Origin of the sequence: Mesorhizobium shangrilense, from assembly GCF_040537815.1 — a bacterium.
Classification (GTDB): domain Bacteria; phylum Pseudomonadota; class Alphaproteobacteria; order Rhizobiales; family Rhizobiaceae; genus Mesorhizobium; species Mesorhizobium shangrilense.
This window is the reverse complement of record NZ_JBEWSZ010000001.1, coordinates 2023088-2038586: the sequence shown is the minus strand read 5'-3', so window position 1 is coordinate 2038586 and position 15499 is coordinate 2023088. Positions and strand designations below refer to the sequence as shown.

At 64.0% G+C, this 15499-nt stretch carries 15 protein-coding genes; 8 read left to right on the top strand and 7 right to left on the bottom strand.

The window, feature by feature from the left end; genetic code table 11:
- The first annotated feature begins 79 nt into the window (after positions 1-79).
- Positions 80-844, top strand: a complete 765-nt coding sequence (locus ABVQ20_RS10360) for a heme ABC transporter permease (protein WP_354459405.1) — start codon at positions 80-82, stop codon at positions 842-844.
- 26 nt (positions 845-870) lie between these two features.
- On the opposite strand, the gene ABVQ20_RS10355 is transcribed toward ABVQ20_RS10360, so the two are convergent.
- Positions 871-1929 (bottom strand): D-TA family PLP-dependent enzyme, encoded by a 1059-nt coding sequence (locus tag ABVQ20_RS10355; protein WP_354459404.1) that lies wholly within the window; start codon positions 1927-1929, stop codon positions 871-873.
- Positions 1930-2116: 187 nt separating this feature from the next.
- On the opposite strand from ABVQ20_RS10355, the gene ABVQ20_RS10350 reads away from it, so the two are divergent.
- Entirely contained in the window at positions 2117-2803 is a 687-nt protein-coding gene (locus ABVQ20_RS10350) for a D-lyxose/D-mannose family sugar isomerase (protein ID WP_354459403.1), read from the top strand.
- Positions 2804-2895: 92 nt separating this feature from the next.
- Here the strand turns inward: ABVQ20_RS10350 and ABVQ20_RS10345 are convergent, their stop codons facing one another.
- Genes ABVQ20_RS10345 through ABVQ20_RS10325 form a run of 5 tightly spaced genes read right to left on the bottom strand, consistent with a single transcriptional unit; the run spans position 2896 to position 7877 of the window.
- Complete coding sequence (locus ABVQ20_RS10345) at positions 2896-4212, bottom strand: aspartate aminotransferase family protein (RefSeq protein ID WP_354459402.1); 1317 nt, start codon at positions 4210-4212, stop codon at positions 2896-2898.
- On the bottom strand, positions 4209-4976 hold the full coding sequence (locus ABVQ20_RS10340; RefSeq protein WP_354459401.1) for an N-formylglutamate amidohydrolase: 768 nt from the start codon (positions 4974-4976) through the stop codon (positions 4209-4211). The genes ABVQ20_RS10345 and ABVQ20_RS10340 overlap by 4 nt, the downstream gene beginning before the upstream one ends.
- Positions 4976-6298, bottom strand: a complete 1323-nt coding sequence (locus ABVQ20_RS10335) for a type I glutamate--ammonia ligase (protein ID WP_354459400.1) — start codon at positions 6296-6298, stop codon at positions 4976-4978. The genes ABVQ20_RS10340 and ABVQ20_RS10335 overlap by 1 nt, the downstream gene beginning before the upstream one ends.
- Positions 6295-6942 (bottom strand): cysteine hydrolase family protein, encoded by a 648-nt coding sequence (locus ABVQ20_RS10330; RefSeq protein ID WP_354459399.1) that lies wholly within the window; start codon positions 6940-6942, stop codon positions 6295-6297. Before ABVQ20_RS10330 ends, ABVQ20_RS10335 begins: the two co-directional genes overlap by 4 nt.
- A complete protein-coding gene (locus tag ABVQ20_RS10325) occupies positions 6939-7877 on the bottom strand; it encodes a MurR/RpiR family transcriptional regulator (protein WP_354459398.1) in 939 nt (312 codons plus the stop codon). The genes ABVQ20_RS10330 and ABVQ20_RS10325 overlap by 4 nt, the downstream gene beginning before the upstream one ends.
- Positions 7878-8023: 146 nt before the next feature.
- Between ABVQ20_RS10325 and ABVQ20_RS10320 the strand changes: the two genes are divergently transcribed.
- The 6 genes from ABVQ20_RS10320 to ABVQ20_RS10295 are packed head-to-tail and all read left to right on the top strand — an operon-like array spanning position 8024 to position 14526.
- A complete protein-coding gene (locus ABVQ20_RS10320; RefSeq protein ID WP_354459397.1) occupies positions 8024-9190 on the top strand; it encodes an NAD(P)/FAD-dependent oxidoreductase in 1167 nt (388 codons plus the stop codon).
- Between the two features lie 14 nt (positions 9191-9204).
- Complete coding sequence (locus tag ABVQ20_RS10315; RefSeq protein ID WP_354459396.1) at positions 9205-11052, top strand: branched-chain amino acid ABC transporter ATP-binding protein/permease; 1848 nt, start codon at positions 9205-9207, stop codon at positions 11050-11052.
- Positions 11053-11100: 48 nt separating this feature from the next.
- Entirely contained in the window at positions 11101-12267 is a 1167-nt protein-coding gene (locus ABVQ20_RS10310; RefSeq protein WP_354459395.1) for an ABC transporter substrate-binding protein, read from the top strand.
- A gap of 4 nt (positions 12268-12271) precedes the next feature.
- On the top strand, positions 12272-12976 hold the full coding sequence (locus tag ABVQ20_RS10305; RefSeq protein ID WP_354459394.1) for an ABC transporter ATP-binding protein: 705 nt from the start codon (positions 12272-12274) through the stop codon (positions 12974-12976).
- 3 nt (positions 12977-12979) lie between these two features.
- Entirely contained in the window at positions 12980-13861 is an 882-nt protein-coding gene (locus tag ABVQ20_RS10300) for a branched-chain amino acid ABC transporter permease (RefSeq protein WP_354459393.1), read from the top strand.
- Positions 13862-13896: 35 nt separating this feature from the next.
- Positions 13897-14526, top strand: a complete 630-nt coding sequence (locus tag ABVQ20_RS10295; protein ID WP_354459392.1) for an FMN-binding negative transcriptional regulator — start codon at positions 13897-13899, stop codon at positions 14524-14526.
- A 42-nt stretch (positions 14527-14568) separates the two neighbouring features.
- Here ABVQ20_RS10295 and ABVQ20_RS10290 read toward each other — a convergent pair whose 3' ends face one another.
- Positions 14569-15438: a hypothetical protein gene (locus ABVQ20_RS10290; protein WP_354459391.1), complete on the bottom strand. Its 870-nt coding sequence runs from the start codon at positions 15436-15438 to the stop codon at positions 14569-14571.
- Between the last annotated feature and the right edge of the window lie 61 nt (positions 15439-15499).

The window sequence follows — 15499 nt, the reverse complement described above, 5'->3', positions numbered from 1 at the left end:
GCGAGGGACAAGGAAGAACGCCGCCTGTGACACCACCGCTCGATTGCCCCAATCGCGCTGTCGGTCTATGTAAAGTCGCATGAGCGATACCTCTTCACGCCTGAGCGACTGGACCGATCTCGCCAACCCGACGCGCTTCGTCGGGCTGGCCGACAAGGTCGTGCCGTGGCTGGCGGGGATTGCCGCGCTTGTCCTTGCTGTCGGGCTCTATATGAGCTTCGCGGCACCTGAGGATTTCCAGCAAGGCATCACGGTGCGCATCATGTACATCCACGTGCCCTTCGCCTGGCTCGCCATGATGTGCTACACGCTGATGGCTGTATCGGCGCTGGGCACGTTGGTCTGGCGCCATCCGCTGGCCGATGTCGCGCTCAAATCCGCGGCACCGATCGGCGCCACGTTTACGGCGCTTGCACTGATCACCGGTTCGATCTGGGGCAAGCCGATGTGGGGCACATGGTGGGTGTGGGACGCGCGGCTGACCTCGGTGTTCGTGCTGTTCCTGATGTATCTCGGCATCATCGCGCTGACCCGCGCGCTCGACGATGCCGGACGCGCCGCTTGGGCCGCCGCCATCATCACGCTGGTAGGCTTCATCAACATCCCGATCATCAAATTCTCGGTCGACTGGTGGAACACGCTGCACCAGCCAGCGTCCGTGTTCCGGCTTGGTGGCCCGACGATCGACCCAAGCCTGCTTTGGCCGCTGCTGGTCATGGCCGTTGGTTTCACGGTGCTGTTCTTCGCGCTGCATCTTATGGCGATGCGCACCGAGATCCGCCGCCGTCGCGTCATTGCCATGCGCCGCGTCGCGGCACGGCAGGCCGAACGCCAACCGGTCTGAGATTCTGTACCTGAAAGACGCTTGGTTCAGCCCATCCGGCCGCGGGCTGCCAGCGGCAGTGTTTCCAGCACTTTTTCCCCGTCGATCAGATTGACCTGGTTGAACAGGTTGGTGACGACGCAGCAATGGTCGGGCACCACGCGGACGCGATCACCGATGCGCAGCTTCGCGTCGCCCGAGAGCGTGACAGTGCCATGTTCTTCGCTGAGGCCGGTGACCCTTGCATCGGGAGCGCCGAGCAACTCGCCAAAATCCTTGAGTCCCAGCGTGTCGCTGGACAGAGCCTTGCTGCCGGCATCAAGTATGGCGCGCGTCGATGTCGGGTGGCTGACCACCGTCGACAGCACCGTCAGCGCGCAATCGTCGATGCCGCCCACGCCTTTGGCGACCTGATAACGGTCGAGATAGATGTAAGTGCCCGGGCGATATTCGGTGACGACCGATGTATTGCTGGAGCGCCACATGTCTGGGGTGCCGCCGCTGGAGATGCGCTCGCAGGCGAGCCCCGATGCAGCCAACGCTTGCTTGGCATCGGCCAGCCACGCCTCGGCCTCTTCGGCGCGGCCGGCCGCTGGGTAGGTCATCAAGCCACCGAAGGCGAGGCCGCCGGCCTTGTCGATCTGCCTTGCCAGTGCAACGGCTTCGCTTGCCGACTGGACGCCGCAACGGCCCATGCCGGTATCGCACTCCACCAGCACCGGCAGGCGATGACCGCCATCGGTGAAGGTGGCGGCGAGCCCCTCGATCGTGTCCAGACTATCGGCGGTCACCGACAGCGTCACGCGGCGATGCAGCGCCAGCAAGCGCTCGAGCTTGGCGCGCCCGAGAATGTTGTAGGGGAGGAAGATGTCGGTCAGCCCGGCATCGGCCATCACCTCGACCTCGCCGATCTTCTGGCAGGTGATGCCGACGGCGCCTGCCGCGACCTGTTTCTTCGCCCAGTAGGGCAGCTTGTGGGTCTTGATATGCGGTCTCAGCTTCAATCCCTGGCGGTCGGCATGGGCCTGCGCACGGGCGATGTTGGCTTCAGCGCGCGCGGCGTCGATCAGGATCGACGGCGTATCGAGATCATGGATGGTCGGCATCGTCTGTCGTCCTGTGAAAATTTGGATGGGTTATGACCCTGAAAGCGCGCGATGTCACGCTGCCAGCGGCTCGGATCTGTGGTCCATGCGCGCAACGGGCAGGGGCTCGAAAGGCAAGATGGATCGACACCGCAACGGCGTTCGGCTATGCGATTTGCCAGACAAGTCGACACGAAGGACCATGATCATGAAACGCTCCGCCATCAACGACATCATCCGCGAAGCCGACGCGTTCATCCGCTCGTTCGGCTACATCATGCCACCCTTCGCCTACTGGTCGCCGGAAGAGATGAAGGCGCGTCAGGTCGATTCCTCGGCCGTGTTCACCTCGCGACTCGGCTGGGACATCACCGATTACGGCCAGGAGAAATTCAAGGAGCTCGGCCTCTTCCTGTTCACCGTTCGCAACGGGCGCTACGAGGACATGAAGAAGGGCATGGGCATGCTCTATGCCGAGAAGATCATGATCTCGCGCAAGGACCAGCTGTCGCCGATGCATCGCCACAACATCAAGGCCGAGGACATCATCAACCGCGGCGGCGGCAAGCTGGTGCTCGAACTGTTCATGCACGATCGCGACGGCGGCATCGATCCGAAGGCCGAGGTGTCGGTGCCTGTCGACGGAACCATCCACAGGCTGCCGGCGGGCGGGCTGCTCAAGCTCGACCCCGGCCAGAGCGTTACGCTGTTGCCGGGCGTCTGGCATGCCTTCTGGGCCGAGGGCAAGGATGTCCTGATCGGCGAGGTGTCGACCGTCAATGACGACCTCACCGACAACGTCTTCCGCGAGCCGATCGGCCGGTTCTCCAACATCGATGAGGATGTTGCTCCGGTGCACCTGCTGGTGTCCGACTACGAGAAGTGGTTGGGGTAAGCCGTAACCGGGTCGAGCTGCGACAGGTCAAGGAAGGCACTCAGCGTCGACGAATTGGCGGAAATCTCTTAATAATCGCGGCGAGGTCGCTCTCACCACATCATGAATGAGGCGACATCCGCATCCGCCACCTTGCCGGCATTCACGTCGACGATCGCCTGATCGACGATCGCCACGCCCTCTGCCACCTCATCCTCGGTCAGCGTCAGCGGCGGCATGAATTCGAGCACGTTGGCTTTCAGCCCGACATAGCTGAAGGCGGCACCCAGTTCATAACCGCGATAGATTATCTTCGCGGTCGTGGTCGCTGCGACCGGCTCCCGCGTCTTGCGGTCCTTGACCAGATCGACGCCGATGGCGAGACCGCGCCCGCGCACGTCGCCGATGATCTCGTGCTTTGCGGCAAGCGCCCGCAGCGCATCGGCGAAGAGTTTCCCTGTCCGCGCCGAGCGCTCGACCAAGCCTTCGTTCTCGATCGTCTTCAGCACCGCATTGCCAGCGGAAGTCGCGACGGGATTGCCGGCGGTCGTCTGCAGCGCGAAGGCGGGCGCGTGGTCCATGATCTCTTTTGGCCCGACCACCGCCGACAGTGGCAGGCCGCCGCCGATGCCCTTGCCGAAGACGACCATGTCCGGCTCAAGTCCTTCATGCTGGAAGCCGTGCATCATGCCTGTGCGGGCAAGGCCGACCTTGACCTCGTCGACGACGATCCTGATGCCGTGCTTGCGGCAGCGCTCCTGCAACGCCTTGAGGAAACCGGGCGGCGGCACGATCAGGCCGCCATCCGACATCAGCGGCTCGATGAAGACAGCCGCGACCTGATGTGGCGGGCAGGTGGTCTCGAACTGATAATCGAGCAGGGCAAGCACGTCCTCGCCGCTGAAGTTCGGCCGGTACGGATCGGGGTAGGGGAGCAGCAGCACGCCCGGCCTCGGCAGCGTATGCGTCATGGCGGTGTGGCCGCTGATGCCCATCGAACCGGAAAGATTGCCGTGATAGGAGCCGATGAAGGAGATGAAGCGCGAGCGGCCGGTGGCCGCCTGCAGCACGCGCACGGCGCAGTCATTAGCGTCCGACCCGGAATGGCCGAACCAGACGCGCCGTTCGCCTTCTCGGGGCGTGATTGCCAGCAATCGCTCGGCCAGCGAGACTGCGGGTTCGTTCGGATAGAGCAGCAGGCTGGCGCCCGCCATGTTGCGAACGGAGGACTCGACCGCCTCGACGATGGCCGGATGGCCGTAGCCGAGCACCGCCGGGCCGGCGGATGCCGACAGGTCGAGCAAAGAGCGGCCGCCCTCCTCGATCAGCCGGTTGCCCCGGCCGCCAATGACGCTGAGCGGCGAGAAACGCAGCTTGCCGATCTGGGCAATGGTCGCGGCGTCGCGCTCGCGCAGGCTGAGATTGCTCACGAGACAGTCTCCGTTTGCCGTACGGGAATTGCTGCCGCCAGCCGGTCCGCCCATTCCTCGATGCCGGACCGGTTCGACAGCAGGTCCTGCCTGATCTCGATCAGAACAGCGGGAATGCCGCGATCATCGCCATGGACAGGCACCGCATAGTCGGCGTCGCGGCTGATCACATAGGGCACGTTGGCCGAAACGTTGAGCGCCGCATCAGTGCGCAGTCCCGACAGGATCGCTTCAGCGAGGTCGCTTGCACGGTCATGAAGCACGCCCGCGTGCCAGGACCGGGCAACCCCGAGGAAGACCGGCGTGAAGGAATGGATCGTCACGATCCGCGTCGGCCGGCCATTTTTCTCCCGGCGATCCAGATGCGCGGCAACCCGGTCATGGAACGGCGTGAACATGATTTCTGCACGCCGGGTTCGTTCCTCCGCATCCAGGCCGGCATTGCCGGGGATGTCGGTGTCTTCCGACAGCACGGGAATGCTGCCCTGCGTATCCAGAGGCCGGTTGAGGTCGATCAGCAGCCTCGAATAGCCGCTGAGGAAGGCCGGCGCATCGAGCCGTGCGGACAGCAGGCGGGTCACCTCGGCGGCACCGATATCCCAGGCGATGTGGCGTCGCAGATGACCGGCATCGAGGCCGAGCTGTCCATATTCGGCCGGCATGTGATTGGACGCATGCTCGCACAACAGGACGATATCGGAATGCCCGTGCTCATTGAGGACATCGACTGCTGCGGGCCAGTCTTTTTCATTCTGCAGAGTCATCAATAAAGCGTCCGGTAGAGATCGCAGATCGAGGCCGGATCGAGACCGGCAAGACGCTCGGCCTCGTGTCGCTTAAGCCCGACGAAGGTTTCGATGAAGACCGGCGCGAACCATCCGGTGACGGTGCTGTCGGCTAGAAGTGCCTCCAGTGCAGCCAGCAGGGTTTCGGGCAGGCGCACGAGACCGAGCTGTGCCCGTTCCGCTTCGCTCATCAGTGTCGGGTCGCCGGTGACCAGCGGCGGCGACGGCAGTTTTGCCTTCAGCCCCTCCAGCCCGGCGCGCACGATTGCCGCCAGTGACAGATAGGGATTGCCGGTGGCGTCGGCGGCCCGGTACTCGACATTGCATTGCCGTGCCGGATCGCGTCCGCCGATGGTCACGGTCGGGCAGATGCGCAAGGTCGCTTCGCGATCGCGGTCGGCCAGCCAGGTGTAGGACGAACTCCAGCTGTGCGGCTTCAGCCTGTAGAAGGACGACACACTTGACGCCGTCATGGCGGTGATCGCGGGCAGGTGACGCAGCACACCGGCGCAGAAGGCACCGGCAAGGGTTGAAAGGCCGCCCGGCTGCTCGGGATCGTAGGTCGCCGGCTTGCCGGCCTCATCGACGAAACTGAAATGAATGTGCACGCCGTTGCCGACCGCATCAGGAGCGATCTTGGGCGCGAAGCTCGCGCGCCAGCCGGCATTGCGTGCCAGCTCACGCGTGATTTCGCGGATCGCGACGGCACGGTCCGCTGCTGTCAGCGCGTCGGCCGGTTCGTTCGTCACCTCGAACTGTTCGCTGCCGAATTCGGCGATGACCACCTCGGGGCCGATGCCCGCTTCCTCCAGTGCCGCCATCAAATTGGGCGCGAAGGGGTCCGTGCGCCGCAAGGCAGCAAAAGACATCGAATGCGCCGGGGCGAAGCCGCCGTCGGCGATATGGAATTCGTGCTCGAAGGCGGCGATGACGGAAAGGCCGGTTTGGGCTTTCAGTTCGGCCAGCGCGTCCTTCAGCATGGTCCGCGTGCAGCCAAGCCATGGGCTGCCGTCGAGTTCGACGATGTTGCCGGCCACCATGTCGAACGGTGTCGTCGATCCGGTCCGCGTCGTTCGAAACCGCGCGCCGAGGTCGGGCATCAGCCGCAGGTCGCCTGACGAACCCCAGGGATTGGGGTCGACGATAGAATTGAACGGCGTCATCGACAGATTGGCCTGCAACCAGCCGACGCCGGTCGCGGCGGTCTTCTGCAGCTTGCTTTCGGCGATGAAGCGACCCCGCGTCACCGCCGAGAGATCGGTCGTGACGACGGCAACGAGAGGTTCGACAGTCGATGTCATGCGGCTTTACCCAGGCCTTCGAAACGGGAGACGACGGTGCCGGTATCGGTGACCCAGCAATAACCGCCAAAGGCCTTGAGCGCGATGTCGTGACGCTCCTGCGTGATGGTGGCGCAGGCGTCCGATACGCAGGTTACCAGATAGCCACGGTCGGCGCCGTCGCGCACCGTCATGTCGACGCACTGATCGGTGAGCACGCCGACGACGACGAGGTAGCGAATGCCGAGGTTCTTCAAGAGATAGTCGACATTGGTCGAATTGAAGACGCCGGACGACGTCTTCGGCAGCATGATCTCGTCGCCGACCGGCGCCAGCGACGGCACTGGCAGGCCTTCGGGAAGGCTGGGCGCGACATGGATCGGCGTCAGCTTGTGGTCGAGCGAGCGGTCGCGGCCGTCTTCGGTCAGGCTCTGGATGATGGTGTGGATGACCTCGACGCCGTTGGCCCGCGCGGCCGCCAGCAGGCGTTCCTGATTGGGGATCGTCTGCGACGATGTCTGACGATAGAAATAGTGGTCAGGTCCGCGCTCCGGATGCGACGGATCGGCGCCCGGCTCCAGCCAGATGCGCTGCATGTCGACGAGCAGCAGTGCCGTCTCGCCGGGACGGAAGGCTTCGTTTCGTTCGGGCAATGATTTGGTCATGCTTTCTGGTCCTGTTTTGGCAATTTGGATCGGGCTGGTTTTGGTCCGGGTGTCTTTCGCGCGCCGCTTTCTTCGAGGCCTTCGCTGTCGAGCGTTACGGCATTGGCATGCCGCACCTTTTCCAGCCTCTCGATGCGGGCGCGGGCGTCGTCATCCAGTGTCGAAACGATGTGGGCGGTGAGGGCTTCCATCTGTGCGATCGCCGGCGCCAGCGTATCGTAGGGCGAGGCGACTTCGAGCGGGCTGACGATCGTCACTTCGGCGAGATCGGCGATCGGCGACAGCCACTGGTCCGTGAAAAGCAGAATGCGCACATCGAGCGCCGCAGCCTGCTTTGCATAGGCCACCACGTCGAGCTGGTAGCGGCGATAGTCGAAGACGACAAGCACATCGCGGCGGTCGAGGTCGGCCAACGTGTCGAAGCTTTGCGGAGAGAGGACGCCGAGATCGCGGACCCCGGGGCGAAACTGCACCAGGTATCCAGCCAGCATGCCGGCGATGTGACGGCTGAACCGGCCGCCGACAAGGATAATCTCGCCCTTGGCCTCCATCAGCAGGCGGGCGGCCCGCTCATAGGTCTGGACCGGTGTCGTGGCAGTGGCTTTCTGCAAGGCCGTGGTGACGGAATCGAGATAGGCGAGCACGGCGCTGTCGCTGGAACCGCTCTGTCGCTTGGCTTCCATCATCAGCAATGGCGAATGCAGCCTGGCCTCGACTTCGGCCAGAAGCTTGGCCTGGAAGTCGGGGAAGCCCTCATAGCCGAGCTTGACCACCAGACGAACCACGGTCGGATCGCTGACGCCGGAGCGCCGCGCCAGAGCTGAAGCTGTGCCGAGGCCGGAGGTCGGATAGTCCGTCAAGAGCTGCCGGACGATCTTCTCTTCCGAGGGCGTCAGCGCAAGGTCCCCACGCATCAGAACGTCGCGTATCGCCATTGGCCTCCCCGAAATGCGCATTCTTGTGTTTTGTTGAGTTTATTACAGGGAATTAGATTTTGGTCAACAATGAAGAGATGTTGACATTTCGCGATCGCTGGCCGTACCCTGATCGAAAGCAGCCAAAGAGACTGTGGGGAACAACCATGCGAAACGGAAGCGACGTCATCGTCGTCGGCGCGGGAATTGTCGGATCGAGCGTGGCCTATCATCTGGCCGGGGCCGGCGTGAAGGTGACACTGGTCGAGCAGACCCATCCCGCCGGCGGCCCGTCCGGCAAATCATCGGCGCTTCTCCATGCCTTCTATCTGATGCCGGAACTGTCACAGCTCTCGATTCGCGGCCGCGAGATTCTGGTGTCGCTGCCGGAGATCGCCGGCGAGGGCCCCTTCGTCACCGAGGTCGGCATGATGTGGGTCTGCGGCAACGACAATGAGGCGAGTTGGAAGGCTGCCGCCGAGCGGATCCGCGGCGAGGGCGCGCGGATCGAGACGCTGGCGCCTCGGGCTTTCGCCGACGCCGCGCCTGGTTTTGCTCCGGACAATGTCGCCCTGGCGCTGTGGGAGCCCGAATTTGGCTATGCCGACGCGTTCGGCGCCACCAATGCCATCGCCCGCGCAGCCCGTGCTCATGGCGCGAAGATCATGCAGAACACGCTCGTCCAAAGTCTTCAGCGGCAGGGGGACCGCATCACCGGCGTGACCCTGACCGACGGAACCATGCTTGAAGCCGATACGGTCGTGCTGGCCGCCGGACCTTGGACGCGCCGCCTGCTGGCGACTGTTGGCCTGGATCTGCCCCTGCATGTCGAGCGCCATCCGATGGCTGTGCTCGACGCCGCCGGCAAGGCTAGGCATGTGATGCCTTTTGCCTGGTGCGACGACATTTCCTGCAACTATGCGCGGCCCGACAATGACGGCGTCATCCTTGCCGGCACCTGGGCCGGCGGTGGCACCGGCCTGCGCCACCAACATGCCGGCCGGCCGCGTTTCGTCGAGAATCCGGACGATTACATGGAAGGTGTCGAGGAAGCGGAATCGGTTGAGATCCTCGAGACCTTCGCCACTCGCGTGCCCGCCATGGCCGATCTTGGTATCCGGCCCGGCTACGCCGGCCTCTACGACATGAGCCCCGACGATCTGCCGGTCATCGGCGCCATGCCCGGGGTCGAAGGGCTGGTTGTCTCCGCCGGCTCCTCCGGCCATGGCTTCAAGACCGGGCCGGCCGTCGGCGAGGCCGTGGCCAAGCTGGTCACCGAGGGCTCCCAGCCGATCCTGGCGCCGTTTTCGCCCAACCGTTTCAAGGCAGCGTGATGGTTTCCGTGACAATGAGCGACAGCAAGCCACGCGGCTACATGCCGGCCGCCTTTCGCAATGCCACGGCCGATGCCTTGTGCATGGTGGCAGTATTGTTGCTGGTGGCGCTTGCCGCATTCCTCTTCGGCGGCGCCGCCATGCAGCGTGTCGTCACCTATGCCGCGATCATGCTGACGGCGGTGCTCGGCCTGCAGATTTTTTCCGGCAACAGCGGCATAGTCTCGTTCGGCCAGGCCGCCTTTGTCGGCCTCGGTGCTTACGCCACCGGCATTCTCACTATGCCGATCGCGCTGCAGCGAACCGCGCTGCGCGACCTGCCGCAGTTCCTTGCCGGTCACGAACTCTCCTTCTTCGCGGCTCTGGTCGTTGTCCTGGCCCTGGCTGTTGTCATCGGCCTTTTGACCGGTACGCCACTGCTGAGGCTCTCCGGCTCAAGTGCGTCGATCGCAACGCTTGCCATGCTGATCATCGTCTACACGTTGCTGGTCGCCGGCCGTGAGATCACCCGAGGCAGCCAGCCCTTCTATGGTGTGCCGCGTGAAGTCGGGTTGTGGACCGCCGCTGCCATTGCCTCCGTGGCGCTTGTGGCGGCGCGGCTGTTTCGCGAAACCTCCTTCGGCCTTGCCACCCGCGCCGCCGCCAATGACGAGCGTGGTGCGGCCGCCGTCGGCGTCGACCAGCGCACGGCGCGGCTGGCCGCCTGGGTGGCCGGTGTGGTGGCCGCGATGGCCGCCGGCGCCATGATGGCGCAGTTCCTTGGCGCCTTCTCGCCGCGCGATTTCTATTTCGACCTCGGCTTCACCATGCTCGCCATGCTGATCGTCGGCGGCATGACGTCCTCGCTCGGCGCGTTCGCCGGCGTCATCGTCACCATCGTGGTGATCGAAGTGGTGCGCCGCTTCGAAGGCGGCGGCGACATGCTTGGACTGCATCTGCCGGTCCTGTTCGGCCTGACCCAGGGCGTTCTCGCCATCGCCATGATCCTCGTCATCTGGCGGCGGCCGACCGGCCTTTTCGGCGACCGCGAGCTCAACCTCTTGCGCCGCCCAGGACGGCAGATGGAGGTAGCTTCAGCCCCACTGCCGATGCATGTCGAAACCGACAGGCTGGCGGCCGACCATCTGTCGCGCCGCTATGCCGGCGTGGTCGCCGTCGATGATGTCAGCTTGAGCTTCGACACCGACAGCATCACCGGCATCATCGGCCCCAACGGCGCCGGCAAGACGACGCTGCTCAACATGCTGGCCGGCGACGTCCAGCCCAGCGCCGGGACGGTATCGCTCGGTGGCGCGGTGCGGCAGGCTTCGGCCTTCCGCTTTGCCCGCTCCGGCATCGCCCGCACCTTCCAGAACATCCGCGTCTTCCCGCATATGACCGTGCTGGAAAACGTCGTGGTCGCGGCTCGCCAGGTCGAGCCTGACCTTGGCCACGCCGAGGCGGCGGCCATGCGCGAGCTATCGCGCATGGGCCTGGACAAATTCGCCGATCAGCCGGCCGCCCGGCTCGCCTATGGCCAGCGACGTCGGCTGGAAGTGGCGCGCGCCCTTGCGCTGAAACCCCGCTTCCTGCTGCTCGACGAGCCTGCGGCCGGCATGAACGCTGTCGAGACAGCTGAACTCGTCTCCATCCTGTCGACGGTTCGCGCCGAACGCCGCATCGGGGTTGTGCTGATCGAGCACGACATGCGGCTGGTGATGAACCTGTGCGAGCGCATCGTCGTCATCGATCATGGACACGTCATTGCCGACGGCCCGCCGGGCGAGGTGCAGAAGAACCCGGCCGTCATCGCCGCCTATCTCGGCAGCCGCACGGCTCGTGCCAAGACGGCGCACGCAACCCCCGAAGACCAGACCGCATAGACCGCAACGACAACAGCCAACGATAAAAAATCCAGAAGGAGAACCGACATGCCAAATCTCTATCGCCTCCATCGCGCCGCCCTGTGCGCGGCGGTGTTCGGCATTGCCGCCGTTTCGACCGCCTCCGCCGAGGAGATCATCATCGGCGCCGCGACCGCGCAGACCGGCGTCCTTGCCCCTTACGACCAGCCGGCACTTGCCGGCCTGCGCATGGCGCTCGACGAACTCAACGCCAAGGGCGGCCTTGGCGGCAAATACACCGTCAAGCTGATGATCAAGGACACGCGCTCCGACACCGCGCAGACAGCGACTGTCGCTCAGGAACTGATCGATGCCGGCGCCAAGATCATGATCACGCCTTGCGACGCCGATCCCTCGATATCAGCCGGCCAACTCACACAGCCGCTGGGCATCCCGACCCTGACGCTTTGCGGCTCCGCTCCCGTGCTCACCGGCGCGGTCGGCGATGTCATGTTCGGCACCTATCCGGCCGACAATGTACAGGCGACGGCGGTGGCTGATTTCGCCGTCTCCGAAGGCAAGAAGAAGGTATTCCTGCTGACCTCGCCGGACACCACCTACACCGCTAACCTGCCGGAATACTTCGGCAAGGTGTTCGAGAAGAAAGGCGGCGCCATTGTCGGCCGCGGCACCTTCACCATGGGCCAGCCCGACTTTTCGGCCGAGATCACCAACATCAAGGGCCTCGCCGACAAGCCGGACCTGATCATGACGGCTGCCTACGAGCCGGATTTCCCGGCCTTCATCCAGCAATTGCGCGGCGCCGGCGTGACCATCCCCGTCTATGGCGCCGACGCCATCGGCACTCCGACCATCAAGGCGCTCGGCAAGCTGGTCGACGGCGTCGTCTACACCGCGGCAGGCTATGCCGAGCCGGGCAGCAAGCTGGAGGCCTTCAATGCCGCCTTCGCCAAATATGCCGGGCATGCGCCGGAATCGACTTATGAGGTCAATGGCTACGAGATTGGCTTGATCCTCGACCAGGCGGTGAAGACGGCCGGCTCCGACGACCCGAAAGCGATCCGCGACGCCATCGCCAACCTCAAGGATTTCGAAGGCATCACCGGCAAGATCACCTATGCCGGCACCAACCGCATGCCGCTGAGGCCGGTGGCGTTGATGCGCTACGAGGGTGGCGAGCAGAAGCATGTCGAGACGCTGATCCCGGCAGCCGCCGACGTTCCCGCGCCGTGATGTCATGCTGAGCGTCGAAGCCCTGAAAATACGTTACGGCGAAGTCGAGGCGGTGCGCCGCGTCGACCTCACCGTCGACAGCGGCGAGATCATCGCGCTGGTCGGCGCCAATGGCGCCGGCAAGAGTTCGACGCTCGGCGCCGTGGCCGGGCTGGTGCCGGCTGCATCGGGCAAGGTGGTTTTCGACGGCGTCGATATCACCGGCCTGACGCCCGAGGCGATCGCCCGCAAGGGCGTCGCGCTGGTCCCTGAAGGCCGCCGCATCTTCGCCAGCCTGACTGTGGCCGACAATCTGCGTCTCGGCGGTGCCGTACACCAGCCAGCCGCCGAGGCAAGAGTGCGCGAGGAGGAGATGCTGGAGCTGTTTCCGATCCTGCGCCGCTACCACCGCGTCAAGGGCGGGAACCTGTCGGGTGGCGAGCAGCAGATGCTGGCGATTGCCCGCGCGCTGATGGGCAAGCCGCGCATGATCCTGCTCGACGAACCCTCGCTCGGCCTTGCTCCGCAATTGATCGACACCGTGTTCGACCTGATCGCCGAACTGCGCCGCAAGGGCCTGAGCATCCTGCTGGTCGAGCAGAATGTGGCGCTTGCGCTGGAAATCGCCGACCGCGCAGTCGTGCTCGCCAATGGCGAAGTGGTGCTGTCGGGCACGGCAAGGGAACTCGCCTCATCGGACCTCGTCCGCCAAGCCTATTTGGGAGCCTAGAGCATGATCGCGCAGCAGATCATCAATGCGGTGAGCCTCGGCGGCGTCTATGCGCTGCTGGCGCTGGGGCTGGCGATCGTCTTTTCCATCGTCGGCCTGATTAACTTCGCCCATGGCGAGCTGATGACTCTGTCGGGCTACGCGCTGCTGGCCTCCCTGGTGCTCGGCTTTCCCTTTCCGGTGGCCGTGCTTGTCGCCGTCACCTGCGGCGCGCTTGCCGCTGTCGCCATGGAACGTATTGCCTTCAGGCCGATGCGCGGCGCCAGCGTCACCAGTCTTCTGTTGACCAGCTTCGCCGTTTCCAGCCTGCTGAAGGTCATCTTCCAGAACGGCATCTCGGCCAGGCCGCAGGCCGTCGCCATGCCCAGCTGGATGACCGGTGCTTTCTCCTTCGGTGATTTCACCATCGGCGTCGGCCCCAGCATCTCCATCCTTGTCTCGGCGCTGGCGCTGATAGCGCTGGAACTCTTCCTGCGCCGCTCGGTGACCGGCACGGCGATGCGCGCCGCGGCAGAGGATTTCGATGTCGTGCGCCTGATGGGCATTCCGGCCAGCCGCATCATCGCCACCGCCTTCCTGCTTTCCGGCCTGCTGGCCGGGCTGGCGGCGATGCTGTGGGTGGCGCAGCGGGCCTCGGTCGATCCACTGATGGGTTTCACGCCGGTGCTGAAGGCCTTCATCGCCGCCGTTGTTGGTGGTCTGGGTAGCCTGCCGGGCGCCGTGGCCGGCGGCTTCCTGCTCGGCATCATCGAGGTGCTGCTGCAGGCGACCTTGCCGGGCGCGATCGCACCCTATCGCGACGCCATCGTGCTTTCAGGGGTCATAGCCGTGCTGTTGCTGCGCCCGCAAGGCTTGATCCCGGCGGTGCGTGTCCAGCGTAGCTGATCCCCGAGAAACTGAACCCTCGAGAACCTGAGCTGATGTACAGCAAGCCTGAATTCGCGCCGCTGTCGCAGGACGAAGTGTTCGGCCTGCTCGAAGCGGCGGCCTTTGCCACCGTGGTGACGGCGGGGCCACACGGGCTCGCCGTCTCGCATCTGCCCTTCGTGCTCGATCGGGGCAGGGGCGCGAACGGCACGCTGGTGTCGCATCTCGCCAGGGCCAATCCGCACAGCACGCTGATCGCCGAGGGCAGGGAAACCATTGCCGTCTTCCATGGCCCGCACGGCTATATCTCGCCGTCCTGGTATCCACGCAATCCGGTGCGCGACAGCGCGCCGACCTGGAATTTTGCCGTCGTGCATTGCCATGGGCACCCGGCGCCGCTCGACGACCACGCGACCGCCAGGCATCTCCTGCAGTTGGTCGATGCGCTGGAGAAGGATCGCGACGATCGCTGGCGCATGCGTGAACTCGGCCCCGGCGGCATGGTGCGGCGCATGCCCCATATCATCGGCTTCTACCTGCCGATCGAGCGGCTCGAGGCAAAGTTCAAGATGGGGCAGGACGAACGCCACTACGATACGCGCGGAGCCATCAGCGTGCTGGAGGACGATGATCCGGCGCTGGCGGCGATGATGAAGGCGCACAACGCGCACCGCCAGGACTGATCGCCGTCGCATCCTGCTGCGCTCCGACGGGTGGCCCCTGGCTCACTTCTTCAGATTCTTCTGACGAAACGTCTTGGTTTTATTGTCGAAAATATAGTCCATCGCATATCCGGCGCCGCCATTGCGGAAACTCACCGAGATGACGTCCGAGCCATTCTTCGAAAATTTCTGAACATTCAGGTAGATAGGCGTCATCAGCATGCCTGCGTTGCAGTCATTCTTGTCGAAATCGATCTCTTGATCGACCTTCTTGCTGCCCTTGTTGATGATCTGCATTTTCTCCATGCAGATGCCCGAGCCTGTGCTCGTGTAAATTCCTGAAAACATGTTGGTGGCTGTCTGCGCCCAGAAGGGAATGGCAACGGCTCCGTCAATCTTGCCGTCGCCGGTATCGTCCAGGCTCGCAACCTTCTTGAGCGTGACAGGGTATTTGATCGCGTGCTGGCTCCAGGTTCCCGTCGCGCCGCTCTCATTGAGGTCGATGGAAAAGGAGCATCCGGTGATGCCGACGGGGGTTTGGGTCCCTACTATGATTATTCGATTGAATTCGTTGTTGTCGGGAATCTCGCAGAGCACGAGTCTGCTGCCGCTGGCCTTGCCATACAGGGCAATGGGACTTTGTTTCCCGTCGTAGAAGTAACTCCCCTCGACGGTTATGCCGCTGCCGAAGTTGTCGTATGTCTGTAAGGAAAGGTGGATGGGAAATGGTCCAAGGAAACCTTCGTAGTTTTCCACGTGATACCAACCCGCGGCCGCCTTTTGGATCGGCAGCAACAAGCAGATAAGCGCGAGGACAAAACGCGTTCTCATCCCGATGTGCCCCGCGAAGACATCCGTCACCTCTGCCCGCAAGGGAGCTGTCTGCATCCCGCCAGCTGTCAGCTCGCAATCAAGAACCGCATCATAATTCATGTTGCGCTAAATTGCGCAGCAGTTTTGAGACAATTTGCAAGGAAAGCGGTCCTCGCAACCT

What these genes read in the sequence shown, in the direction of transcription:
- ABVQ20_RS10360 (WP_354459405.1), top strand. Translation starts at nt 80, where the DNA reads ATGAGCGATACCTCTTCACGCCTGAGCGACTGGACCGATCTCGCCAAC.
- ABVQ20_RS10355 (WP_354459404.1), bottom strand. Translation starts at nt 1,929, where the DNA reads ATGCCGACCATCCATGATCTCGATACGCCGTCGATCCTGATCGACGCC.
- ABVQ20_RS10350 (WP_354459403.1), top strand. Translation starts at nt 2,117, where the DNA reads ATGAAACGCTCCGCCATCAACGACATCATCCGCGAAGCCGACGCGTTC.
- ABVQ20_RS10340 (WP_354459401.1), bottom strand. Translation starts at nt 4,976, where the DNA reads ATGACTCTGCAGAATGAAAAAGACTGGCCCGCAGCAGTCGATGTCCTC.
- ABVQ20_RS10335 (WP_354459400.1), bottom strand. Translation starts at nt 6,298, where the DNA reads ATGACATCGACTGTCGAACCTCTCGTTGCCGTCGTCACGACCGATCTC.
- ABVQ20_RS10330 (WP_354459399.1), bottom strand. Translation starts at nt 6,942, where the DNA reads ATGACCAAATCATTGCCCGAACGAAACGAAGCCTTCCGTCCCGGCGAG.
- ABVQ20_RS10325 (WP_354459398.1), bottom strand. Translation starts at nt 7,877, where the DNA reads ATGGCGATACGCGACGTTCTGATGCGTGGGGACCTTGCGCTGACGCCC.
- ABVQ20_RS10320 (WP_354459397.1), top strand. Translation starts at nt 8,024, where the DNA reads ATGCGAAACGGAAGCGACGTCATCGTCGTCGGCGCGGGAATTGTCGGA.
- ABVQ20_RS10315 (WP_354459396.1), top strand. Translation starts at nt 9,205, where the DNA reads ATGAGCGACAGCAAGCCACGCGGCTACATGCCGGCCGCCTTTCGCAAT.
- ABVQ20_RS10310 (WP_354459395.1), top strand. Translation starts at nt 11,101, where the DNA reads ATGCCAAATCTCTATCGCCTCCATCGCGCCGCCCTGTGCGCGGCGGTG.
- ABVQ20_RS10305 (WP_354459394.1), top strand. Translation starts at nt 12,272, where the DNA reads ATGCTGAGCGTCGAAGCCCTGAAAATACGTTACGGCGAAGTCGAGGCG.
- ABVQ20_RS10300 (WP_354459393.1), top strand. Translation starts at nt 12,980, where the DNA reads ATGATCGCGCAGCAGATCATCAATGCGGTGAGCCTCGGCGGCGTCTAT.
- ABVQ20_RS10295 (WP_354459392.1), top strand. Translation starts at nt 13,897, where the DNA reads ATGTACAGCAAGCCTGAATTCGCGCCGCTGTCGCAGGACGAAGTGTTC.
- ABVQ20_RS10290 (WP_354459391.1), bottom strand. Translation starts at nt 15,438, where the DNA reads ATGAATTATGATGCGGTTCTTGATTGCGAGCTGACAGCTGGCGGGATG.